This is a genomic window from Mycobacterium sp. 852002-50816_SCH5313054-b (genome assembly GCF_001667185.1).
Lineage (GTDB): Bacteria > Actinomycetota > Actinomycetes > Mycobacteriales > Mycobacteriaceae > Mycobacterium.
This window is the reverse complement of record NZ_LZIC01000057.1, coordinates 33,878-54,875: the sequence shown is the minus strand read 5'-3', so window position 1 is coordinate 54,875 and position 20,998 is coordinate 33,878. Positions and strand designations below refer to the sequence as shown.

Annotated in this window: 27 protein-coding genes; 13 read left to right on the top strand and 14 right to left on the bottom strand. The window is 68.3% G+C overall.

The annotated features are described in order from the left end of the window. Window positions 1-965 (bottom strand): PE family protein (locus A5787_RS12245; RefSeq protein WP_156763907.1); only part of this gene is annotated, 965 nt, incomplete at its 3' end. A gap of 183 nt (window positions 966-1,148) precedes the next feature. On the opposite strand from A5787_RS12245, the gene A5787_RS12240 reads away from it, so the two are divergent. Both A5787_RS12240 and A5787_RS12235 read left to right on the top strand, forming a co-directional pair. After that, window positions 1,149-1,610, top strand: coding sequence for a hypothetical protein (locus tag A5787_RS12240; protein ID WP_066966662.1), 462 nt, complete (start codon window positions 1,149-1,151; stop codon window positions 1,608-1,610). 115 nt (window positions 1,611-1,725) lie between these two features. Further along, window positions 1,726-2,856: a nitronate monooxygenase gene (locus tag A5787_RS12235; protein WP_066966648.1), complete on the top strand. Its 1,131-nt coding sequence runs from the start codon at window positions 1,726-1,728 to the stop codon at window positions 2,854-2,856. A gap of 3 nt (window positions 2,857-2,859) precedes the next feature. Here A5787_RS12235 and A5787_RS12230 read toward each other — a convergent pair whose 3' ends face one another. The 4 genes from A5787_RS12230 to A5787_RS12215 all read right to left on the bottom strand — a co-directional run bounded on the left by A5787_RS12230 (window position 2,860) and on the right by A5787_RS12215 (window position 4,548). Next, the gene (locus A5787_RS12230) at window positions 2,860-3,087 is read right to left on the bottom strand and encodes a hypothetical protein (RefSeq protein WP_066966647.1); all 228 of its coding nucleotides are present in this window, start codon (window positions 3,085-3,087) and stop codon (window positions 2,860-2,862) included. 112 nt (window positions 3,088-3,199) lie between these two features. Beyond that, window positions 3,200-3,490 carry a hypothetical protein gene (locus tag A5787_RS12225; protein WP_066966646.1) on the bottom strand — a complete coding sequence of 97 codons (291 nt, stop codon included), beginning with the start codon at window positions 3,488-3,490 and terminating at the stop codon, window positions 3,200-3,202. 16 nt (window positions 3,491-3,506) lie between these two features. Continuing rightward, window positions 3,507-3,911, bottom strand: a complete 405-nt coding sequence (locus A5787_RS12220) for a hypothetical protein (protein WP_066966644.1) — start codon at window positions 3,909-3,911, stop codon at window positions 3,507-3,509. Window positions 3,912-3,960: 49 nt separating this feature from the next. Continuing rightward, window positions 3,961-4,548: a dihydrofolate reductase family protein gene (locus tag A5787_RS12215; RefSeq protein ID WP_066966641.1), complete on the bottom strand. Its 588-nt coding sequence runs from the start codon at window positions 4,546-4,548 to the stop codon at window positions 3,961-3,963. A gap of 189 nt (window positions 4,549-4,737) precedes the next feature. Here A5787_RS12215 and A5787_RS12210 point away from each other — a divergent pair, with 189 nt between their 5' ends. From A5787_RS12210 to A5787_RS12200, 3 genes are read left to right on the top strand one after another with little or no spacing between them, the layout of a single operon-like run. Further along, window positions 4,738-6,021 (top strand): cytochrome P450, encoded by a 1,284-nt coding sequence (locus A5787_RS12210; RefSeq protein ID WP_066966638.1) that lies wholly within the window; start codon window positions 4,738-4,740, stop codon window positions 6,019-6,021. Window positions 6,022-6,031: 10 nt separating this feature from the next. Continuing rightward, the gene (locus tag A5787_RS12205) at window positions 6,032-7,045 is read left to right on the top strand and encodes an alcohol dehydrogenase catalytic domain-containing protein (protein ID WP_066966634.1); all 1,014 of its coding nucleotides are present in this window, start codon (window positions 6,032-6,034) and stop codon (window positions 7,043-7,045) included. 15 nt (window positions 7,046-7,060) lie between these two features. Then, complete coding sequence (locus A5787_RS12200; RefSeq protein WP_066966631.1) at window positions 7,061-7,606, top strand: YceI family protein; 546 nt, start codon at window positions 7,061-7,063, stop codon at window positions 7,604-7,606. A gap of 16 nt (window positions 7,607-7,622) precedes the next feature. Here the strand turns inward: A5787_RS12200 and A5787_RS12195 are convergent, their stop codons facing one another. Further along, entirely contained in the window at window positions 7,623-8,753 is a 1,131-nt protein-coding gene (locus A5787_RS12195; RefSeq protein ID WP_066966627.1) for a hypothetical protein, read from the bottom strand. 562 nt (window positions 8,754-9,315) lie between these two features. On the opposite strand from A5787_RS12195, the gene ag85B reads away from it, so the two are divergent. After that, a complete protein-coding gene (ag85B, locus tag A5787_RS12190) occupies window positions 9,316-10,308 on the top strand; it encodes a diacylglycerol acyltransferase/mycolyltransferase Ag85B (protein WP_066966624.1) in 993 nt (330 codons plus the stop codon). A gap of 62 nt (window positions 10,309-10,370) precedes the next feature. Here the strand turns inward: ag85B and A5787_RS12185 are convergent, their stop codons facing one another. Continuing rightward, window positions 10,371-10,994, bottom strand: a complete 624-nt coding sequence (locus A5787_RS12185; protein WP_231993943.1) for a hypothetical protein — start codon at window positions 10,992-10,994, stop codon at window positions 10,371-10,373. Window positions 10,995-11,037: 43 nt separating this feature from the next. On the opposite strand from A5787_RS12185, the gene A5787_RS12180 reads away from it, so the two are divergent. The 6 genes from A5787_RS12180 (at window position 11,038) to A5787_RS12155 (ending at window position 15,306) form a co-directional block, all read left to right on the top strand. Beyond that, a complete protein-coding gene (locus A5787_RS12180; protein ID WP_369829110.1) occupies window positions 11,038-11,607 on the top strand; it encodes a chorismate mutase in 570 nt (189 codons plus the stop codon). A 122-nt stretch (window positions 11,608-11,729) separates the two neighbouring features. Then, on the top strand, window positions 11,730-12,152 hold the full coding sequence (rpfC, locus tag A5787_RS12175; protein ID WP_066966616.1) for a resuscitation-promoting factor RpfC: 423 nt from the start codon (window positions 11,730-11,732) through the stop codon (window positions 12,150-12,152). A 36-nt stretch (window positions 12,153-12,188) separates the two neighbouring features. Next, window positions 12,189-12,662 (top strand): SRPBCC family protein, encoded by a 474-nt coding sequence (locus A5787_RS12170; RefSeq protein WP_156763906.1) that lies wholly within the window; start codon window positions 12,189-12,191, stop codon window positions 12,660-12,662. 6 nt (window positions 12,663-12,668) lie between these two features. Further along, complete coding sequence (locus A5787_RS12165) at window positions 12,669-13,502, top strand: SDR family oxidoreductase (protein WP_066966610.1); 834 nt, start codon at window positions 12,669-12,671, stop codon at window positions 13,500-13,502. 13 nt (window positions 13,503-13,515) lie between these two features. After that, window positions 13,516-13,935, top strand: a complete 420-nt coding sequence (locus tag A5787_RS12160; RefSeq protein ID WP_066966607.1) for a lipoprotein LpqH — start codon at window positions 13,516-13,518, stop codon at window positions 13,933-13,935. A 48-nt stretch (window positions 13,936-13,983) separates the two neighbouring features. Next, complete coding sequence (locus A5787_RS12155; protein WP_066966604.1) at window positions 13,984-15,306, top strand: cytochrome P450; 1,323 nt, start codon at window positions 13,984-13,986, stop codon at window positions 15,304-15,306. Between the two features lie 60 nt (window positions 15,307-15,366). Here the strand turns inward: A5787_RS12155 and A5787_RS12150 are convergent, their stop codons facing one another. Beyond that, the gene (locus A5787_RS12150) at window positions 15,367-15,552 is read right to left on the bottom strand and encodes a hypothetical protein (protein WP_066966599.1); all 186 of its coding nucleotides are present in this window, start codon (window positions 15,550-15,552) and stop codon (window positions 15,367-15,369) included. A gap of 157 nt (window positions 15,553-15,709) precedes the next feature. On the opposite strand from A5787_RS12150, the gene A5787_RS12145 reads away from it, so the two are divergent. Next, window positions 15,710-16,168, top strand: a complete 459-nt coding sequence (locus tag A5787_RS12145) for a nuclear transport factor 2 family protein (protein ID WP_066966596.1) — start codon at window positions 15,710-15,712, stop codon at window positions 16,166-16,168. Between the two features lie 32 nt (window positions 16,169-16,200). On the opposite strand, the gene A5787_RS12140 is transcribed toward A5787_RS12145, so the two are convergent. The 6 genes from A5787_RS12140 to A5787_RS12115 all read right to left on the bottom strand — a co-directional run bounded on the left by A5787_RS12140 (window position 16,201) and on the right by A5787_RS12115 (window position 20,976). Next, window positions 16,201-16,419, bottom strand: a complete 219-nt coding sequence (locus tag A5787_RS12140; RefSeq protein ID WP_066966593.1) for a hypothetical protein — start codon at window positions 16,417-16,419, stop codon at window positions 16,201-16,203. A 109-nt stretch (window positions 16,420-16,528) separates the two neighbouring features. After that, window positions 16,529-17,065, bottom strand: a complete 537-nt coding sequence (locus tag A5787_RS12135; RefSeq protein WP_066966590.1) for a hypothetical protein — start codon at window positions 17,063-17,065, stop codon at window positions 16,529-16,531. Window positions 17,066-17,203: 138 nt separating this feature from the next. Further along, window positions 17,204-17,638, bottom strand: coding sequence for an SRPBCC family protein (locus A5787_RS12130; RefSeq protein ID WP_066966587.1), 435 nt, complete (start codon window positions 17,636-17,638; stop codon window positions 17,204-17,206). Beyond that, entirely contained in the window at window positions 17,638-18,471 is an 834-nt protein-coding gene (locus A5787_RS12125; RefSeq protein ID WP_066966585.1) for a lysophospholipid acyltransferase family protein, read from the bottom strand. The genes A5787_RS12130 and A5787_RS12125 overlap by 1 nt, the downstream gene beginning before the upstream one ends. 31 nt (window positions 18,472-18,502) lie before the next feature. After that, a complete protein-coding gene (locus tag A5787_RS12120; RefSeq protein ID WP_066966655.1) occupies window positions 18,503-19,609 on the bottom strand; it encodes an amidohydrolase family protein in 1,107 nt (368 codons plus the stop codon). Window positions 19,610-19,623: 14 nt separating this feature from the next. Then, window positions 19,624-20,976 carry a glutamine synthetase family protein gene (locus tag A5787_RS12115; protein WP_066966582.1) on the bottom strand — a complete coding sequence of 451 codons (1,353 nt, stop codon included), beginning with the start codon at window positions 20,974-20,976 and terminating at the stop codon, window positions 19,624-19,626. Window positions 20,977-20,998: the final 22 nt, after the last annotated feature.

The window sequence follows — 20,998 nt, the reverse complement described above, 5'->3', positions numbered from 1 at the left end:
GGCGGGGGGCGGCGGGCGGGGCGGGCCGCGGCGGGGCCGCGGGGCGGGGGCCCCCGGGGCGGGCCCCCGGGGGGGGGGGGCGGGGGGGGGGGGGGGGGGCCGCGGGCCCCCCCCCCCCCCCCCACCCCCCGCACGCCCCGGGGGCCGTGCCCGCCGGCCCCGCCGGCGCCGGCGGTTCCAGTGGTGGCGTCGCCGCCGGTCCCGCCGGCCCCGCCGATGCCCGAGAAGAAGCCGGCGCGGCCGCCGGTGCCGCCGGCCCCGCCGTTCCCGGCGCCGGCGGCGGCCGCACCGGCCGCGCCGACGCCGCCGGAGCCGAGCAGTAGCGCGTTGCCGCCGGCCCCGCCGGCCCCGCCGCCGGTCCCGCCGGCACCACCGATACCGCCGTTGCCCCAGAGCCAGCCGCCGGTGCCGCCGTGGCCTCCCGCCAAGCCGGGACCGCCGGTCCCGCCCATGCCGCCGACGCCAATCAGACCGGCCGCGCCTCCGGCGCCACCGACCTGGCCGACCCCGCCCGAGCCGCCGTTGCCGCCGCGGCCCCACAAGATCCCGCCCGCACCACCGTTCTGTCCGGTCCCCGCGGCGCCGTCGGTGCCGGGGCCGATCAGCGGGCGGCCCAACAAGGTGTTGGTCGGCGCGTTGATGACGCCCAGCACGTCTTGCTGCAGCGTCTGCAACGGCGACGCGTTCGCGGCTTCGGCGGCCGCATAGCTGTTGCCCGCGGCGCTCAACGCCTGCATGAACTGGGCGTGGAACGACGCCGCCTGAGCGCTGAGCGCCTGATATTGCGCGCCGTGGCTCGCGAACAGGGAAGCGATCGCCGCCGACACCTCATCACTGGCAGCGGCCAGCAACCCGGTGGTCGGGGCCGCGGCCGCCGAATTGGCGGCGCTCAGCGATGAAGCGATACCCGCAACGTTCTCTGCCGCCGTGGCCACTGCGTCCGGCACTGCAACCAAAAACGACATCCGACAACCTCCATTGACCCGTCCGACGGGCCATCGTCACGGAAACCGCGCTACGCGGATGCTAGGCGCCGCGGGCCGCTAATTCGACACGTTTACAACAATTGACAGGAGGTTGTCAGAAGGCGAGCCGAGCGCGGATGGTCTGTTCGGAACGTCCAACGATTTAGGAGTTAGATGAGCGTCGTGGCCCCGTTGCTCACGGCCTGCAGCGGCTTCCTGCTCGCCGTCTTGTGGATGGATCTGATCTTCGACGTCCAGGTCTTCCAATACCGAAGTGCGGGTGAGGAATTGCCCGAGCCCGCGCTCGCTTCCATGGCGGATTACTACCACCGCGCGACGACGACGTCGCGACCGATGGGCCACATCATCGCCGCGGTCATGCTCATCTTGTTGGGCGCGTTGGGGTTTCAGGCCGCTCGGGGTCACGATCCGGCATGGCTGATGGGGACCTCGGCCGCGCTCGCGGGGGTGCCGGTGGTGCTCGCTCTGGCGCACACGGTCCCGAGCGCCGTGCGGCTCGGACGCCGGGCGGACGGTCCGGCCGAACAAACCAGGCTGGCGCGGGCCATCTGCCGCGACCACCTGGTCTGCTTCGCGGGCATGCTGGCGTTCCTCGTCGTGTGGACGGCCCGCGCATGCACCTGACAATGGCCTGAAACGTCGTAGTGCCGAAGAGCCGGCCGGGGGCGGCTGGCCACGTCAACGCTCTCCGTACTAAACTAGAACACGTTTCAATTCTGCGAACGCCCCAGGAGTAGGCATGCACACCGCGATTTGCGACGAGCTTGGTATCGAGTTCCCGATCTTCGCCTTCACCCACTGCCGTGATGTCGTGGTCGCTGTCAGCAAGGCCGGTGGTTTCGGCGTGCTCGGTGCCGTCGGCTTCACGCCCGAGCAGCTGGAGATCGAGCTCAACTGGATCGACGAGAACATCGGCGATCACCCCTACGGGGTCGACATCGTGATCCCGAACAAATACGAGGGCATGGACTCCCACCTCTCCGCGGAGGAGCTGGCCGAGACGCTGCGCAAGATGGTGCCGCAGGAGCATCTGGACTTCGGCAAGAAGATCCTCGCCGACCACGGGGTGCCGATCGAAGACAGCGACGGAGACAGCCTGCAACTGCTCGGGTGGACCGAGGCGACGGCCACCCCACAGGTCGAAGTGGCGCTCAAGCACCCGAAGGTGAAGATGATCGCCAACGCGCTCGGCACTCCCCCGGCCGACATGATCAAGCACATCCACGACGCCGGACTCAAGGTGGCCGCGCTGTGTGGTTCACCGTCGCAGGCCCGCAAGCACGCCGACGCGGGCGTCGACATCATCATCGCCCAGGGCGGCGAGGCCGGCGGACACTGCGGCGAGGTGGGCTCAATCGTGTTGTGGCCCCAGGTCGTTAAGGAGGTCGCCCCGGTGCCCGTGCTGGCGGCCGGCGGCATCGGGAGCGGTCAGCAGATCGCGGCCGCGCTGGCGCTGGGCGCCCAGGGCGCGTGGACCGGCTCGCAGTGGCTGATGGTCGAGGAATCCTCGAACACGCCGGTGCAACAGCAGGCGTACGTCAAGGCGGGCAGCCGCGACACCGTCCGGAGTCGTTCGTTCACGGGCAAGCCGGCCCGGATGCTGCGCAACGACTGGACCGAGGCCTGGGAGCAGCCGGACAACCCGAAGCCACTCGGAATGCCGTTGCAGTACATGGTTTCCGGGATGGCGGTGCGCGCCACCAACCGGTATCCCAACGAGTCCGTCGACGTCGCGTTCAACCCGGTGGGTCAGGTGGTCGGTCAGTTCACCAAGGTGGAGAAGACGGCGACCGTCATCGAGCGATGGGTGCAGGAGTACCTGGAAGCGACCAACAGGCTGGACGAGCTGAACGAGGCCGCCACCGTCTAGCGGCTACTCCTCGTCGACGTCGGCGTCCTCCGCGCCGGTGAAGACCTCCTTCGTGCGGTCCACCGCGTAGGTGCCGATGTCGATCGAGTTCTGGACGATGCCGCTGGCGCCGCCGGCGATGTCACCCCGGATGATGTCGCCGGCGTGCTCGACGATGTCCGAGGCCTTTTCGACGGCGTTCGTCGCGATGTCCTTGGCCGCGTCGACCGCATCCCTGGGATTGAAGCCCATCGGAGTCCCCTTTCGTTGCAACAGCTTTGATACGACTCTAGTGGCGATCGCAAGCGCGGCGTATCCGGGCGCTGCGGGTCGCCACCGTCGGCCTAGACGTGGAGCCCGGGCGTCAGTAGTTGACCAGGGTGCGCCAGTAGTCCTCGGGAATCTCGGCGCCGGACCGCAAGACGCGCGCCAGTCCGACGGCCATCGCGACGCCGAGCAGCCCCAGCCACAACCCGGCCAGCCCGATGACAGCCCACAGCACGGCGGTGACCGCCGGCCACGGCGACAGGACGGCCAGCACCGGTGCGAAGAAGAAGCCGGCCCCGATGTACCACGCCGAGCCGGCGCGATCGGAAGCCAGGACAAGGCGCAGCCAGCGCGGGATCGGCGCCTCGGGGGGCTGAGCCTGGTTCATGGGGTCATCCGGCCGGTTATCCCGACGGGGGGAAGAACCCCGCCCCGGTGAACCATCCCTCTTGCCAGCCCTGATCCCCGAGGCAAAGCATCGGGAGGCCGGCCTCCGACTGCGCGGCTGCCTGCGAACCCGGGCACTTCGCGCCGGCCTGCTGCACGCCGTACAACGGATAGGAGATGACCCAGTAGCCGGTGGTAGCCGCGGGGAATTGGTTGGGCGGCGGGAAGTGACAGGCCTCGGCCTGTCCGCTGGGGCCGCGTCCGAAGATGAAGCGCTCGTAGTTGTCGCAGGGCGCACCCAGCGAGGCCTGATAGTTCATCCCCGGCACGTCGCCGTTGTAGTGCTGATCGGCCGCGGCGGACGGCGCCATGCCGATCGTGATGCCCGCTATGGAAGCGGCGCTGAGCAGTTCCCGAATCATGTTCCACCCCACCTGTCGCCGGTGACCTGCACCAAAGCATATGGGACCGTCACTGAGGCCGGTAGGTGCAGATCAACACCCCGGTCCCGGTTGCCGTCGTCGACACCAGCTTCAGCGCGCGGGCCCGGCCGTCGCCGGGAAACAGCCGCTTGCCGCCGCCGAGCACGATCGGCTCGATCATCAGCCGGTATTCGTCGACCAGGTCGTGTTCGATCAGCTGGGCGGCCAGCGACGCGCTGCCCATCACCTGGATCGCCCGGCCGTCGCGGGCGCGCAGCTCGCGTATCGCACCGATCGCATCGTCGGGGGGTAGCAGGGCCGAGCCGGTCCAGCTCAGTTCGTCCAGGGTGAGCGTGCGGGACGCCACGTACTTGGGGATCTCGTTCATGCGGTCGGCGAACGGGTCGCCGCCGCGCGTCGGCCAGGCGGCCGCCATCGTCTGCCACGTGCGACGCCCGAACAGCAGCGCATCGGTGCCGGCCATGGTTTCGGCGACGGCGGGTCCCATCGTCTCCGGTTCGAAGTACGGCATCGACCAGCCCCCGTGCGCGAATCCGCCGTCAGTGTCCTCACCCTGGCCGCCCGGGGCCTGGACGATGCCGTCCAGGCTCATGAAGTGACTGAGAACTATGCGCATGCGCTCCCTTTTCGGTCGATCGGTGCGGTTGCTCCCCATACAGACCCGCGAGGCTCGCGAAACTCATCGCCCCGACTGAACGTGTTGCAGTTCGGGCCGTCGATCTTGCTTCAGCGCTTCCCAACCGTGGTGTAGCAATGGTTTCCTTGCACAAGGATGCCTAGAGGACTTCGTATCGAGGAGCGCGCCATGTCAACCGCAGAGCCGACGGCCAATCCGGTCCCCAATCTGCCGCCGGGGTTCGATTTCACCGACCCGGACGTCCACGCGGAGCGGCTGCCGGTGGAAGAGCTCGCCGAGTTGCGACGCACCGCGCCGATCTGGTGGAACGAGCAGCCGATCGGGGCGGGCGGATTCGACGACGGCGGCTTTTGGGTGGTCTCCAAGCACAAGGACGTCAAAGAGATCTCGCTGCGCAGCGACGTCTTCTCCAGCCTGGAAAAGACCGCGTTGCCGCGTTACAAGGACGGCACGGTCGGCGAGCAGGTCGAACGTGGCAAGTTCGTCTTGCTCAACATGGACGCGCCGCAGCACACCCGGCTGCGCAAGATCATCTCGCGCGCCTTCACGCCCCGTTCCATCGAACGCCTGCGCGACGACCTGGCCGAGCGCGCCCGGCGCATCGTCGAGGAAGCCGCCGCCGAGGGGCGCGGTGACTTCGTCGAGCAGGTCTCGTGCGAGCTGCCGTTGCAGGCCATCGCCGGGTTGATGGGTGTGCCACAGGAAGAGCGCAAGAAACTCTTCCACTGGTCCAACGAGATGGTGGGTGACCAGGACCCCGAGTTCGCCAACAACGACGCCATCACCGCCTCCGTCGAACTCATCATGTACGGCATGCAGATGGCCGCCGACCGGACGAACAACCCGGGCGAAGACCTGGTCACCAAGTTGGTCCAGGCCGACATCGACGGGCACAAGCTCTCCGACGACGAGTTCGGCTTCTTCGTCATTTTGCTTGCGGTGGCCGGCAACGAGACCACCCGCAACTCGATCACCCAGGGCATGATGGCCTTCACCGACTTTCCCGATCAGTGGGAGCTGTTCAAAAAGGAGCGCCCCGGCACCGCGGCCGACGAGATCGTGCGGTGGGCCACCCCGGTCACGTCCTTCCAGCGCACCGCGCTGGAGGACTACGAACTGTCCGGCGTGCAGATCAAGAAGGGCCAGCGGGTGGTGATGGTGTACCGCTCGGCCAATTTCGACGAGGAAGTGTTCGACGACCCGTTCTCCTTCAACATCCTGCGCGACCCCAACCCGCACGTGGGATTCGGCGGCACCGGTGCGCATTACTGCATCGGGGCGAACCTGGCGCGGATGACCATCGACCTGATGTTCAACGCTATCGCCGACGGCATCCCGAACCTGGAATCGATCGGAAAGCCCGAGCGGCTGCGGTCGGGCTGGCTCAACGGGATCAAGCACTGGCAGGTCGACTACCACACCGACGGAGCGAAATCACCTGCCGCGCACTAGCATCGATCGCATGGCTACCCATCGAGCTGTTCACGTCAAGTCGGCCGGGGCACCGTTAGAACTGGTCGATGTCGAAACCGAGCCGCCGGGCCGCGATGAGGCGCGCCTGACGGTCACCGCCTGTGGGATCTGCGGCACGGACGCACACTTTGTCGCAGGTGGCTTCCCGGGCATGACGTGGCCGTTGACGCCCGGGCACGAAATCGCCGGAACGATCGCCGAGCTCGGTGCGGGCGTCGAGGGTTTCGAGGTCGGCGATCGCGTCGCGGTCGGGTGGTTCGGCGGGTGCTGCTACCACTGCGATCAGTGCCGCAAAGGGCACTTCATTCACTGCGAGTACGGAAAGGTCCCGAGTTACCAATATCCGGGCGGATACGCGGAGTCGGTGACTGTCCCGGGGAGTGCCCTCGCCCGGATACCGACGGGGCTTTCCGACGCTGAAGCCGCGCCGATGGGCTGCGCCGGCGTTACCACCTATAACGCCTTGCGTCATACCAAGGCGGTGCCCGGCGACCGGGTCGCCATCCTCGGTGTCGGCGGGCTCGGCCACCTCGGCGTGCAGTTCGCCCGGGCGATGGGTTTTGAGACCATCGCCATCAACCGTGGCAGCGGCAAAGAGGAGGACGCCCGGAAGTTGGGCGCCCACCACTACATCGACTCCACCGCCGCCGACCCCGCAGAGGCGCTGCAGGCCCTCGGCGGCGCGGCCGTCGTCCTGGCGACCGCGGGCAACTCGGCGGCGATGGCGGCAACCGTCGGCGGGATATCGCCACAAGGCGAGCTTGTCACCATCGGCGTCACGCCTGAACCGTTGCCGATCAGTCCCATTCAGCTCATCACGCCGGGGGTGAGCATCGTCGGCCATCCCTCCGGCACGGCCAAAGACGTCGAGGACACCATGCATTTCGCGGTCCTGTCCGGGGTTCGGGCGTGGATCGAGGAGCTGCCGCTGGCGCAGGCGGCCGAGGGCTATGCCGCGCTGGAGCAGGGACGAGCGCACTACCGCACCGTTTTGACGATGTGACTACAGTCGGTCTCTGTGACCGAGCTATGGACCCTGACCGCATCCGACGGTGAGTTGTCGATCCGCACCGGCGTCACCGGCAGGGCCGCCCGGATGGGCCACCGGCTCACCATCGCGATGACGCGCTGGGAAGCCAGCGTGGCGTGGGCCGCCGGCGAACCGGTCACCGCGGAGCTGACGGTCGAGGTCGATTCGTTCGAGGTGCTACAGGGCGAGGGCGGGGTCAAAGGATTGTCCGGGCCGGAGAAGGCCCTGGTGAAGTCGAACGCGTTGAAGTCGTTGGACGCCAAGCGCTATCCCGAGATCCGCTTCGCCGCCGACACAATCGACAAGGCCGAGGACGGCTACCGCCTGACCGGGAAGCTCCACATTCGCGGCAAATCCCGCAAGCACGTCATCGACTTGCGCACAACCGATCTCGGCGAACAGTGGCGAATGTCGGTCGAATCCACCGTTCGGCAAACCGATTTCGGCGTCAAGCCCTACTCGCTGCTGATGGGCTCGGTGAAGGTCGTCGACGAGGTGTCGGTGTCTTTCACCGCGGTGCACCCCAGGGCCTGAGGTCCGCTGCCTACCGCTAGGGCATCGGCGTGTGGGGCGGCGTGGGGTCACCGGTGTCGCCGGGGATGTGCTCGAGCACCCGCGTCAAGTAGGTTTGGCGGCCGCCGGAGTCCGGCTGCGGCTCGTCGGGAGCGCCTTGCTGCTCTCCCCCGGCCCCGGACTCCGGGGCGGATTCGCCCGCCGGTGCCTTCGGCTTTGGCGCGGGCGGGACCACCTCCGGCGGCGGCGCGACCGCGGGTGCGACGGCCTCGGCGATCTGCGGGGGCGGCGCGTGTACGACGCGCTTCGCCGGCGCGGACTCACTTGCCGGGGCAAGCTGAATACCCAAAGCGAGCGACAGCGACGAGACGAAAGTTATTGCACCGGCGGCCAATGCCGTCGCGGCGCCGGTGTAGGACAACTTCCGGGGCCGCGCCGCGGGCGCGGCGACAGGCTCGCTGACGTGCGCCACCAGCTGTTCGTCGGTGAACTCGGTGCTGTTGGCCGCGGCGAGCGCCGCGCCCCGCGCGATGGTCACCTGGGCCATCGTCTGGGCGAAAACCGGGACGGGCAAAGCCTTTTCGAGCTGCCACGAGAACCCGTTGAGATCGCTGTCCGCGCCGACGACCACCACCCCGCCGGGGCGCCAGCCATTCGGTCGGTCGAACATCCCGCTCAGCCAGGACCTCAGCCCGTCGAAGCCGCCGCGCACATGCTTGACGGCCGTTTGCGTCTCGCCGTCGTGGGTGTCGACCATGACGACCGTCGCCCACTCATGCTCGAGGATGCAGACGGCGGTCTGCTCGTAGCCGATGACCGGCGCGATCGCGCGGGCGAGGGTCTCGACCGCCTCGAGCATCCGGACCGGCACGACGTTGTCCAGTCCGGCGTCGGTCAGCGCCTCCAACACCAGGGCCGCCTGAGCGGACGCTTCGTCGCTCCAGGTCAGCCCGATGACGCGCACTCGACGCTCGCTCGTGGCCGTCAACGCGTCGACCCGCAGCACCTCGTCCGCCACCAGTTCCGCGGTACTCAGGGCGCGCACCCCACGGCCGCTGGGCAGGCTCAATTCCTGATGGTCCAGGATCGTGCCGTCGGCGCCGTGTCCCTCGGCGAGGACCCACCCGACGGTGGTCGGCGTCAGTGATAGCCCCAGTACCGTGTCCAAACTTGCACCTCAATCGGCCCGGACCCGCGTCACCCTCACCCGCGATTGCGCACCAAAAGCTCGTCGGCGCGGCAGTTCGTGAGGGCCGGAACGGACCGGATGTGTGGTCTCCATCGGCTTGCTCCGTGAGAGCCTACGCGGTCCGCGCAAGTTCGGCTGCCCCGGTATTGAATTGGCGTTGAACTCGCAGGCCACGCCCGCGCGCGCCCCGGCGCTGCGCCCTTCGGCCGCCGCGCCGGGCCCCGAAATCGCCTTTTGTGGCAGCCGAGCTCGGCTGACCGGCGGCCCGCGGGGGCGTGACTCGCCATTCGACTCGCCATTCGACGAGATTCCTTTTACATCGGGCGTGGCCGCGGTCGCCGCAGCTCCTTGCGTTTGTCATCGCGGTCCCGCTGCCTGGCGTTTCGGGCGGTTGGACCGTCGACGCGCCTTTGTCCGCAATGGGAAATTCGGTCGGAAACCGATATGAAACCGAGACAACACCGCGTCCCAATCGACATTTGGCCGAATAACCCGGTAAATTCCAGCTGAGACCGCCATCACATACGGACAAGGGGCAGGTATGACAGACGTGAGCGAGAAGATCCGGGCCTGGGGGCGCCGGCTTTTGGTCGGTGCAGCTGCGGCAGTCACCCTGCCGGGCCTGATCGGTCTTGCCGGTGGCGCGGCGACCGCGGGGGCGTTCTCGCGCCCGGGCTTGCCGGTCGAGTACCTGCAGGTGCCGTCCGGCGCGATGGGCCGCAACATCAAGGTCCAATTCCAAAGCGGTGGAAACGGCTCGCCGGCGGTGTACCTGCTCGACGGGTTGCGGGCCCAGGACGACTACAACGGCTGGGACATCAACACCCCCGCCTTCGAGTGGTACTACAAGTCGGGTCTTTCGATCATCATGCCGGTCGGCGGGCAGTCCAGCTTCTACAGCGACTGGTACGGCCCGGCCTGCGGGAAGGCCGGCTGCACGACCTACAAGTGGGAAACGTTCCTTACAAGCGAGTTGCCGCAATGGCTGAACGCCAACCGGAGCGTCAAGCCGACCGGCAGCGCCGCCGTCGGCATCTCGATGGCCGGCTCCTCGGCGCTGATCCTGGCCGCCTTCCACCCGGGCCAGTTCATCTACGCGGGCTCGCTGTCGGCCCTGATGGACCCGTCGTCGGGGATGGGGCCCAGCCTGATCGGCCTGGCGATGGGTGACGCCGGCGGCTACAAGCCCGACGCCATGTGGGGCCCGTCGAGCGACCCGGCCTGGCAGCGCAACGACCCCACGGTGCAGATCCCGAAGCTGGTCGGCAACAACACCAGGCTCTGGATCTACTGCGGTAACGGCACGCCGTCGGAGCTGGGCGGGGCCAACATGCCCGCCGAGTTCCTGGAGAACTTCGTGCGCAGCAGCAACCTGAAGTTCCGGGACGCCTACAACGGGGCCGGCGGCCACAACGCCGTGTTCAACTTCGATGCCAACGGAACGCACAGCTGGGAGTACTGGGGTGCGCAGCTCAACGCCATGAAGGGCGACCTGCAGGGCACCCTGGGCGCGACCCCCGGGGGCGGCGGCTAGGCCGGCCCACCCAACCTAAGGTCGCTACTGCGCCTGACGACGACGTCAGGCGCAGTAGCGCGTTACGGGGCCCTGAGCCGGTCGGTGACGTCGACCCAGGCGGTCGAGTCGCTGCGGTGGTCATTCATGTTCCGGCACTGGCCGTAAACGCGGACGACACCCACGCTCGGCTCTTCGCTTTGCAGATAGACGATCGCCGTGGCGGCGTCCTTGGTGAGGGACTCGGCGAACGCGTGATCGTTCGGCGGCAGGCCGCGGGTCCAGCCGTGGGCGGCGAGCGTCGCCGCGATCGTCGGGAAGAAAGCGTCGGGCCGGGCGCCGGCGGGCAGCGCGAAGGTCAGATAGATCGCGCCCTGGTACGGCGGCTCGTCCCGGTTTTTGCACGACATCAGCGTGTAGCCCGCCGAGGCCGTCTGCAGCCGGGCCAGCGCGACGACCTGCTGGGCCGACTCGACCACCTGAGTCCGGGACTGATCGTCGGTGACCGGGTTGGCGGGGTGGTCCACGACGTCGGCGGGTGTCGTGTGCAGCCTGTCCACCGCCAGGAAAGCTCCGCTCAGTAGCAGCGAGGCCGTCAGCGCGGCGCCGATCAGCGCGCGAACCTGTGCCGAGCGCAACCATTCTCCGCGGTTGGCGTCGTTCTCGCGGGGGCGGCGATTCCCGGCGGCCGAAGACATCAGTGGCATCAGCGGCCAGGCTAACTCCGGAAGAGGCAGGCGTCAGGCCAGAATCATCGTCATGGGTTGCGGTCGAGCTGTCCTGATCGGCTGCTGGGCGGCGGCGACAGTGCTGGCGACGCAGGCACGAGCCGATCCCGCCGGCGCACTGACCGCCTTGGTTGACGCCGCCGCGCAGCGGCTGCAGGTCGCCGAGCCCGTGGCCGCGTTCAAGTGGAACACCCACGGCGCCATCGAGGACCCGGGCCGCTTGCAGCAAGAGCTCGCGCATGCGCGCGGCGAGGCTGACGCCGCGCGCGTCGACGCCGATTACGTCGCCCGGGTGTTCGGCGATCAGATCAACGCCACGGAGGCCATCGAATACAGCCGGTTTGCGGGATGGAAGCTGAAGCCGGCCGACGCGCCATCCGCGGCGCCGGATCTCTCGGCGTCGCGGGCGACCATCGACGGCTTCAACCGGACGATGCTGGCCCAGATCGTGGCCCGCTGGGACCTGTTGCACTCGCCGGCCTGCGGCCCAGAGCTGGACGCCGCCAGAGGCGACGTCATGCGCGCCCGCCAACTGGATGACCTTTATCAACAAGCGCTTTCGCTGGCGACCCAATCGTATTGCCAGGGCTAATTTATCTAACTCTCACGATTCTCTAAAGCTGCGAATCCGCAGCTCACAGCGGTGATTTCGCTGCTAGAGGGTATATCTCGCGACATTTTCGAATCGGTAACGCTTCGGACACGCTCCGCGAAATGCCTGACATGAGAAAACTCTGCAAGCCTCTCGTCAAGTCCGCGATGGTCGGCGGGTTCGTTGCAGCGTCGCTGACTTTCCCCTCCGGAGTGGCAGGCGCCGCTCCCGCCGCCCCCAACTGGGACGCCGTCGCGCAATGCGAGTCCGGTGGCAACTGGCAAGCCAACACCGGAAACGGCGAATACGGTGGGCTGCAATTCAAGCCGAGCACCTGGGCCCGGTACGGCGGCGTCGGCAACCCGGCGGCCGCGTCCAGGGACCAACAGATCGCGGTGGCCAACCGGGTCCTGGCGGACCAGGGTATCGAGGCATGGCCGAAATGCGGTACGGCGTCGGGCCTTCCGATCGGGCTGTATTCGCATCCCGCGCAGGGCATCAAGCAGATCATCAACGGGATCATCCAGGCGGCGATGCCCCGCTGAGAGGTTCGGGGTTGTGCTCTATGACCCGGCGCCAAGCTGTGTTTGGATCAGCCCATGGAAGGTTCGGCGACGGTTCACATGGCGGCGCCCGCGGACAAGATCTGGGGTCTCATCGCGGACGTTCGTAACACCGGACGGTTCTCCCCCGAAGTGTTTGAGGCGGAGTGGCTGGGCGACGCGACCGGTCCGGCCCTCGGCGCCAAATTTCGCGGCCACGTCCGGCGCAATGAGTTAGGACCGGTGTACTGGACGACGTGCGAGGTCACCGCGTGCGACCCCGGCCGCGAGTTCGGGTTCGCGGTGCTGCTTGGCGACCGGCCGGTGAATAACTGGCATTACCGGTTGGCGCCCAGTGATGGCGGCACCGACGTGACGGAGTCGTTCCGGCTCACCCCGGCGCCGTGGCTCGGCGTCTATTGGTTGTTCGGGGGCTTCCTGCGCAGGCGGCGCAACGTTCGGGACATGACCAAGACCCTCAACCGCATCAAAGATGTGGCCGAGGCGGGCTGACGCGTCGTGAAATCGGTCTTCATCACCGGCGCGGGCAGCGGCATGGGCCGCGAGGGCGCCAAGCTCTTCCATGCCAAGGGTTGGCGGGTCGGCGCGGTGGACCGCAATGAAGACGGCCTGGCGACGCTGCGGCAGGAGCTGGGTGACGATCGGCTCTGGACGCGGGCGGTGGATGTGACGGACAAGGCCGCCCTGGACGGCGCCCTGGCGGACTTCTGCGCCGGCAACGCCGGCGGCGGGCTCGACATGATGTGGAACAACGCGGGCATCGGGGAATCGGGCTGGTTCGAGGATGTGCCGTACGACGCCTCGATGCGCGTCGTCGAGGTCAACTTCAAAGCGGTGCTGACGGGCGCCTACGCCTCGCTGCCCTACCTGAAGAAGACACCCGGCAGCCTGATGTTCTCGACGTCGTCGTCCTCGGGCACCTACGGAATGCCGCGCATCGCGGTTTACTCGTCGACCAAGCACGCGGTCAAGGGGCTCACCGAGGCGCTGAGCGTGGAGTGGCAGCGACATGGCGTCCGGGTCGCCGACGTACTGCCGGGCCTGATCGACACCGCCATCCTCACCACCACTACCAACCACTCCGACGACGGCGGCCCGGCGATGTCCGGCGAGGAGCTTCGCGCGCGTGCGCCCAAGAAGGGCATGATGCGGCTGATGCCGGCGAGCAGCGTGGCCGAGGCGGCGTGGCAGGCCTACCACGACCCGAAGCGACTGCATTGGTACGTGCCCAAGAGCATCCGGGTCATCGACCTGCTCAAGGGGCTGAGCCCCGAGTTCGTGCGGGGCCGCATCGTCAAGTCCCTACCGGCGCTGATGCCGAAGCGGCAGTGAAGGAGATGGTTCCGTGCATAACCGTTTGCTTGCAATCGCTTTCACCCTGATCGCCGCGGCGGCCGTCGCGGGGTGCGGGCAGGCGCAGACCATGCCCCGGAAAGCCGCCCGCGTCACCGTCGACGGCACCACGCACACCGCCCGTCCGGCGGCGTGCAGCCAGGCCCAGTCGTATCGGACCCTCGACATCGGTGACGAGAATGGCCGCGTCGAAGCGACGGTGTTGCTCACCGGCTACCGCGTCATCCCGCAATGGGTGAAGATCCGCAACGTCGACGGGTTCACGGGCAGCTACTGGCAGGGCGGGGTGGGCGATGCGCACGCCGACCTCACCAACAGCGCCTACACCATCACCGGCAGCGCCTACGGCATCAACGACAGCAATCCCAATAAGACGGTGACCACGGACTTCAAGATCACAGCTGAGTGCTGAGCCTGTCGCGGCTTACCCTGGGTGAAGAGCCGAGGTTAGGGAGGCGCGGTGAAAGAACGGTTGCACTGGCTGGCGATGCATGGCTTCATCCGAGGCGTGGCGGCGTTCGGGGCGCGCCGCGGCGAACCCCAGGCGAGGCTGATCGCCGATCCCACGGTGGCCGCCGATCCGGTGTCGTTCTATGAGGAGTTGCGTGCCCTCGGTCCGCTGGTGAAAGGGCGCATCAACTACCTGACGACCGATCACGCGCTGGCGCACGAGTTGCTGCGATCCGACGACTTCCGCGTGGTCAACATGGGCTCGAACCTGCCGGCGCCGCTGCGCTGGCTGGAGCGCCGCACTCGCGACGACTTTCTGCATCCGCTGCGCGCGCCGTCGCTGCTGGCCGTCGAGCCACCCGACCACACCCGCTATCGCAAGACGGTGTCGGCGGTTTTTACGCCAAGGGCCGTCGCCGCGCTGCGTGACCGGGTGGAGCAGACCGCCATCAGTCTCTTGGACAGGCTGGCCGGCCAAGGCGGCGTTATCGACGTGGTCGACGGGTACTGCTCGCAGCTTCCGGTCGCGATCATCAGCGACATCCTGGGAGTGCCCGAGCGGGACCGGCGCCGCGTCCTGGAGTTCGGTGAATTGGGCGCACCGAGCCTGGACGTCGGCCTGCCGTGGTGGCAGTACCGGAACGTGCAGAAAGGCATTGCGGGGTTCGACACCTGGCTCACCGGCCATCTCCGCGAATTGCGGCGCGCCCCCGGTGACGCTCTCATGAGCCAGTTGATCCAGATGGCCGAAAGCGGTTCCGCCGAAACGCATCTCGATCCGAACGAATTACAGGCGATCGCCGGCCTGGTATTGGCGGCCGGGTTCGAGACCACGGTGAACCTGCTGGGCAACGGGATTCGCATGTTGCTGGACAAACCCGAGCATCTCGAGACGTTGCGTCAACGACCCGAGCTGTGGCCCAACGCAGTCGAAGAGATTTTGCGCCTGGACTCGCCGGTGCAGCTGACCGCGCGGATGACGCTTCGGGATGTCGACGTGGCGGGCATGCATATCGCGCGCGGCAATCTGGTGGTGATCTACCTGGCCGCCGCCAACCGGGATCCGTCGGTGTTCGGAGATCCGCACCGCTTCGACATCGAAAGGCCCAACGCGGGAAGGCATCTCGCGTTCTCCGGGGGACGCCACTTCTGCCTGGGGGCCGCGCTTGCGCGTGCCGAGGGGGAAGTCGGGCTGCGGACGTTCTTCGATCGTTTTCCGCAAGCGCGGGCGGCCGGCACCGGAAGCAGGCGGGACACCCGGGTGCTGCGGGGTTGGTCGACGCTGCCGGTGACGCTGGGGCCGGCGCGGTCGATGGCCCCGGTGGACGTCTAGCGACGATCGCAAGCGCGGCGTAGCCGGGCGCGGCGGGTCGTCGCCGTCAGGCTGTCAACGTCAGCGGCGGCGGTGCCGCCGCCGGCTCGGCCAGCCTCCCCTGCCGGAAGAACAGGCCGCGATGAGCGCGGTCGGGCCGGCCGTGACGCCGACGAGCGCCAGTCGCCGGATGGCCTCGCGCCGGGTCAGCAGGCCGTCGGCCTGATCGGCCGCAGTCTCCTCGGGGGTATCGCGCTGCAAGGTCACGTCGCCAAGTATGCGGCAAACTCGTGGCGAGCAGCGAGATTTCCTCGCTATTGCGCGGCGAGATAGCGGCGAACCAATCCAGCAACCGCTGCCCTCAGGAGTATTCGCCGCGGCGCCGTGGTTGACACGCGTTCAGCAACCTAGTTTATTTGCCGCTATGACAGAGGTTTCTGAGATCGCGGTCGAGGGCGTCGTCGTCGGGATGTGGCAGGCGCTATCGCGTCGCGACTGGGATGCGGTCAAGACGTTCCTGGCCGACGACTGCCTCTACGTCGACATGCCGGTCCCCGCGCTGTCGGCGCGCGGTCCCGAAGACATCGTGAAGCGGCTCAAGATGGGGCTCGAGCCGCTCGCCGGCTACGAGAACCACGACGGCGTGCTGGTGTCCAACGGCTCCGACGTCATCTACGAACACTCGGAGACTTGGACTTTCGCGACCGGCGAGCAGGGCGTGCTGAGGTTCGTCACGGTCCACAAAGTCGACGACGGCAAGGTCACGGTGTGGAAAGACTATTGGGACATGCAAAGCCTCGTCAGCTTCGCGCCGCCCAACCACTTCGAGGCGCTCGCCACGGCGGACACCAGCTGGGTGTTTGACGCGTCAAGCCTGGTCTGACCCGCAGCCTGCCGCGCCGAACCGCGAGCTCGTCAGAGGTGCTCCATGAGGCGGGACATCAGCTCCGTCTCGAGATAGCTGGCCTCATGCAGCGGGTAGAGCCGTCGCGGCTCGGAGGGGCCGAGGTGAATGTGCCCGATTGCCTTGACGAACGCCGCGCCGGGCCAGTGGTGATGAGATGACGCAGCTGGCTCGACATCGCGCGCCGGGGTAGCGGGCAGTGAATGGGGCTTGGGCAGCAAGTGCAACATGGCGGATGCCTTCGGACGGTCAGTGACCCCTACCGGAAGTCACAGCTATTAGACGCACGTTAGATAACCGTCACGACGTCGGCAATATTCCCGAATGCATCCCGTCGGGTCAGAGCCAACCGGTACGGGCCGCGGCAACCGGCTCGGCGGGGGCCGGGGCTAGTTGCCCGTCCCGCACGCCGTCCAGCATGCGTTTCGCCGCTGCGACGATCTCCGGGGCCGCGGCGGCGAGTCCGGTCACATCGGCGTGGGTGAACTCGTCGGGATCGACTCCCGCGCGCGCCAGCACGGCCGCCGGGTCCGCCAACTGATCGGCCAGCCAGGACAGTGGGTCGGCTGAGAGTTCGGGGACGAACTGCCGGCGTCCGGGTTCCCAATCGGTGAAACGGGGGTGGTGATGGGCCCGGTCCAGCGTTCCGGGCGGGCTCTCGGTCGATCCGAAAAGGTCGACCCGCCAAACGGGTCGCGTGAACGCGATCGGGATGCCGGCGTAGATCGATCCCTGCGGTGCGGCCCGGTCGATGAGGCGCAGTTCCAGCCTGACTCCCCGCTCCGGGGTCTCCTGACCGGCGAGCGGGGCCGGATCCACGAAATACATGTCGCCGACGACGACGCCTAGGGCTTCGAATCCGAACGCTGCGAGCATCGCGTGCCTTTCCCTCGTACTCCTCGAGGGTAGACCTAGGAAGCGATGGGCAGGCCGGCGGCGAGCGCGCGTGTTTGCACGGCGGCGCGCCGGTACCGCTGACATTCTGCGCGCGTTCGCGGGCCAAGGCGGGCCCGGCTAGGACTCGGCCAGCCTCCTGAGGCACTTCAGGGTTTCCGACAGGTTGCGGCCCACCTGACGCACGGCGATGCGGTCGGCGATGTAACCGATCAGGCCGCCCGGGGCCTGGTAGGACAGCCGGAACGTCACTTTCGTCCTGCCGTCGGGGGCGTCGCGCAGCCGGATCCGTCCACGCAGGGTCACGCCGGTGATGCCCACCCACGCCAGGTCGCGGCGTTCGTCGAATTCGACCACCTCGATCAGGCCGCCGACCGGCACCGACCCGATCTTCCAGTGCACGGTGTAGCGCGCACCGACGCCGGCGGGCTTGTCGTTCGACGACTCCCATCGCTCGAGGCTCGTCATGAACGACGGGTAGCAGTCGGGGTCGCCGACGATCTTCCAGACCGCGTCGCGGTCGGCGTTGATCACGCAGCGGCGTTCGACGCGCATCAGCCGATCACCGGGAATCGGCGTTCGGCGGCGAGGCGATCGACACCGCTCTGCAGGCTGGCCATCACCTTGTCGTGCACCGCCTGGTCGTCGCCGTCGACCTCGATCGGTTCCTGCACCTCGATGACGATCTTGGTCGGCAGCGGGATGTGCCCGGCCAGGTCGCTGACGTTGATGCCCCACGGCAGCGCCAGCGATATCGGGATGCTCTTGAGCCGCAACAACTTGTCCGCCATCAGCAGCTTGGCCAGCCACTGCCCGCGGTTGAGGAACAGCGCGCTTTCCTGGCCGCCGACGCTGGAGACGGGAACGATCGGCACGCCGGTCTCGCGGGCCAGGCGCACGTAGCCCATGCGCCCGCCGAAGTCGACCTTGTGGCGTTCCCACGACGGGCGGAAGACCTCGTAGTCACCCCCGGGATAGACCAGCAGCGCCGCCCCGGACTCCAATGCCAGCCGGGCGTTCTCGGGGTTGGCCGCGACGGTGCCGAATTTGCGCAGCCAGCCCAGCGGCGGCGCGGAGACGACGAGGTTGTGGGCGAGTTGGTAGAAGGGCCGCTCGACGCCGAAGTAGGAGCAGAAGGCGAGCGTGAAGACGAACGTGTCCGGCGGCACGTTGCCGCCGCTGTGGTTGCCGACCAGCAGCACCGGCCCCTCCGACGGGATCCGGTCCAGGCCCCGTACGTCCGCCCGGAAGTACAGCGACGCCAGTAGCCAGGTGCCGGGCAGCTGGTCGCGGATGTAATCAGGGTCCCGCTGGTCGAGGTCGGCTTTGGGAACCCGCGATACCACCTGGTTGCGGGCCCACTCCAGGACGTCCCCCACGGTCGCCATAGCAGCGGGTATACCCCGCTGTCACCGGGAGTCAAACGCCGTAGATGCGGGCCGCGTTCTGGTGGGCGATCAGGTCGACCACCCGGATGGCGTCGCCCTCGCTCCAGTCCCCGTTCTCGACGAATCCGCGCAGCGCGCGGTGAATCCCGTTGCGCCACAAGGCGGCACCGAGAAAATGCAGTTCCGCTGGGCCATACCCGTCCGACGAGTACAAGATCCTGCGGAACGGCGCCATCTCCAGCAGCCGGGCGAGGAACGCCGGGGCGCGCGCTCCCAGATAAGTCACGCTCAATCCGCCGTCGACGTAGACGTTGTTGAAGGCCTGCGCAAGGTAGCCGGCCTCGCGCTCGTAGGGATAGCAGTGCAACAGCACGATCGGCGTATCGCCGGACCCCCGCAGGAAGTCGAGCAGGTAAAGCGGATTGGCCTGGTGCAGGTCGGCGTCGCGGTCGCCGAAGCCGACGTGGAATTGCAGCGGCTTGCCGAGCCGCAGCGCCCGGTGCAGCCCGAAGCGCAGCAGCACCCGATCCCGCAGCCGGGTGCCGCCGTCATCGCGCCACCGGCCGGCGGCCTCGGCCACCTGCGCCGCCGACGGCTCGCTCAGGTCTGCGTTGAACCCGCCACGGTAGGCCAGAATCGATTTGGTGCCGACGGCCGTGGCCGCGCGCCGGTGCAGGATCTCGTCGAACGCCGAGGCGTAGTCGCCCGGCGCCCGGGCGGCCTGCTCGGCGACCTGCTCGAGCCGGACCACCTCGTGGGCGCGGCTACCGGACCATTCGGCCATCTCGGCTGGGCCGGCCGTTTCTGCGCCGATTCCGGTGTCGACCAGCCAGTCGCTCACCTTGGCGGCAGGCAGGAAGAGCCGCGCCAGGTCGGTCTCGCCCAGTTGCCGACGCCGTTCCCAGTAAGCTTGCGGTTCAACGTGTTTGGGTAGACCCAAGATCGGTGCGCAATGGGCGCGCACGGCGAAGCCGAGCTGGGAGTCGAATCCCGAGTCCACCAGTGGATCGGTGTTGGCCTCGTTGAGGGCGTTCTCGAACCGCTGCCGGTCCCCCGCCGTCGACCAGCATCCGTGCGCGTGCTGGTCGATCAGTGCGACGCCGTCGATGTGTTGCGCCAGCGCGGACTCCTCGGACACCCTGACCGACCCCGTCACAGGCTCCAGGCCATGCGGAACTTGTCCGCCAGTTGCTCCGCATCGAGATCGCCGTAGCGCTCATGCTCCAGGCGGCGGACCGCGACCACCATGTCGATCGCGGCGTCGCCGATGATGCGCCGCAGCAGGGCCGAATCATCAAGGGCGGCAATGGCCTCCGACTGGGACTCGGGCAGCAGCACGATGCCCGCGTCGTCGCGATCCGAATCCGACAACTTCGCCGGGTCCACCGTGATCTCCGGTGGAAGCGCCGCCCGGCGCTTGATCCCGTCCAGCGCGAGGCCAAGAATTGCCGCCGACGCGAGGTAGGGGTTGGCCGACGGATCGACGATCTTGACTTCCACGTTGGCGCCGCGCGGGGTGCCGGGACCGCCCTTGACGAATCGCACCGCCGCCTCGCGGTTCTCGGTGCCCCAGCACGCGTATGCCCCGGCCCAGTTTCCGGGCCGCATCCGCAGACCGGACACGATCGACCCGCACAGGATGCCCTGGGCTTCCGGGAGCCCACTGATGACCCCGGCGACGGCGCTCTCCCCCGCCGGCGTCATGCCCGCCCGGCCGGTGCCGTCGGAATACAACGGACCCTCTGTCGTCGTCAGCGAAAAATGCTGGTGCGCGCCGGATCCCACGCTGCCCGCGAACGGCGCCGGTGACAGGCTGACCCGCAGCCCGTGGCGGCGGGCGGATCGGCCGATGATGAGCCGGGTCAGGGCCAGCTGGTCGGCGGCGGCCACCGGCGGCAACGGCGACAACGAGATCTCGAACTGGTTGGCCCCGTACTCGGGATGAAACTGCTCGATCCCGACGCCCGCGGCCGTGGCCGCGGCGTTGACGTCGCGCACGAACGCCTCGTGTTCGAGCACGCCCGCCAGGCCGTACTGCGCCCACAGCACGGCCGGCAGGCGTCCACCGTCGGGGTCGACGAGAAGGAATTCGATTTCGTGGCCGATCGCCGCCTCGAGGCCGGCGTCGGCGAGGGCGGCCTCGATGCGCCCCAGCGTTCCCCGGCCGCACGCGGCGACGGGTGTGCCGTCCTGCTCGAAGAACGAGGCCGGCGCCCAGGCCACCCCGTCGCCGATCATCCGCAAGGCCGCCAGGTCGAGGCGCAGGCGCTGGTCGCCGACCACCCCGACGTCGTCGGTGAACGCGATGCCGCTCTGGTCGATGGCGAAGGCATGCCACGACGGGCTGGCGCCCAGGCCGGGATCGGCGAACGTATTGGTCTTGCGGATGGGGACCGTCTTGGCCTGGGTGAGCCCGGCGGCGTTCACGACGGTGCCGATCACCGTATCTACGCCTTCGGCCTCGAGCTGCGCGATCGCGGCGGCGGCGAGCGGGGTGGCTGTCATGGCTGCCATTGTGGCAACTCGA

Bases quoted from the DNA above. Each gene is read 5' to 3' on its own strand.
- A5787_RS12220 (WP_066966644.1), bottom strand. From the start codon at position 3,911: ATGATTCGGGAACTGCTCAGCGCCGCTTCCATAGCGGGCATCACGATC.
- A5787_RS12130 (WP_066966587.1), bottom strand. From the start codon at position 17,638: ATGCGCGTCGAACGCCGCTGCGTGATCAACGCCGACCGCGACGCGGTC.
- A5787_RS12230 (WP_066966647.1), bottom strand. From the start codon at position 3,087: ATGGGCTTCAATCCCAGGGATGCGGTCGACGCGGCCAAGGACATCGCG.
- A5787_RS12210 (WP_066966638.1), top strand. From the start codon at position 4,738: ATGTCAACCGCAGAGCCGACGGCCAATCCGGTCCCCAATCTGCCGCCG.
- A5787_RS12215 (WP_066966641.1), bottom strand. From the start codon at position 4,548: ATGCGCATAGTTCTCAGTCACTTCATGAGCCTGGACGGCATCGTCCAG.
- ag85B (WP_066966624.1), top strand. From the start codon at position 9,316: ATGACAGACGTGAGCGAGAAGATCCGGGCCTGGGGGCGCCGGCTTTTG.
- A5787_RS12115 (WP_066966582.1), bottom strand. From the start codon at position 20,976: ATGACAGCCACCCCGCTCGCCGCCGCCGCGATCGCGCAGCTCGAGGCC.
- A5787_RS12235 (WP_066966648.1), top strand. From the start codon at position 1,726: ATGCACACCGCGATTTGCGACGAGCTTGGTATCGAGTTCCCGATCTTC.
- rpfC (WP_066966616.1), top strand. From the start codon at position 11,730: ATGCCTGACATGAGAAAACTCTGCAAGCCTCTCGTCAAGTCCGCGATG.
- A5787_RS12185 (WP_231993943.1), bottom strand. From the start codon at position 10,994: ATGCCACTGATGTCTTCGGCCGCCGGGAATCGCCGCCCCCGCGAGAAC.
- A5787_RS12135 (WP_066966590.1), bottom strand. From the start codon at position 17,065: ATGCTCGCAGCGTTCGGATTCGAAGCCCTAGGCGTCGTCGTCGGCGAC.
- A5787_RS12125 (WP_066966585.1), bottom strand. From the start codon at position 18,471: ATGGCGACCGTGGGGGACGTCCTGGAGTGGGCCCGCAACCAGGTGGTA.
- A5787_RS12140 (WP_066966593.1), bottom strand. From the start codon at position 16,419: ATGTTGCACTTGCTGCCCAAGCCCCATTCACTGCCCGCTACCCCGGCG.
- A5787_RS12205 (WP_066966634.1), top strand. From the start codon at position 6,032: ATGGCTACCCATCGAGCTGTTCACGTCAAGTCGGCCGGGGCACCGTTA.
- A5787_RS12145 (WP_066966596.1), top strand. From the start codon at position 15,710: ATGACAGAGGTTTCTGAGATCGCGGTCGAGGGCGTCGTCGTCGGGATG.
- A5787_RS12225 (WP_066966646.1), bottom strand. From the start codon at position 3,490: ATGAACCAGGCTCAGCCCCCCGAGGCGCCGATCCCGCGCTGGCTGCGC.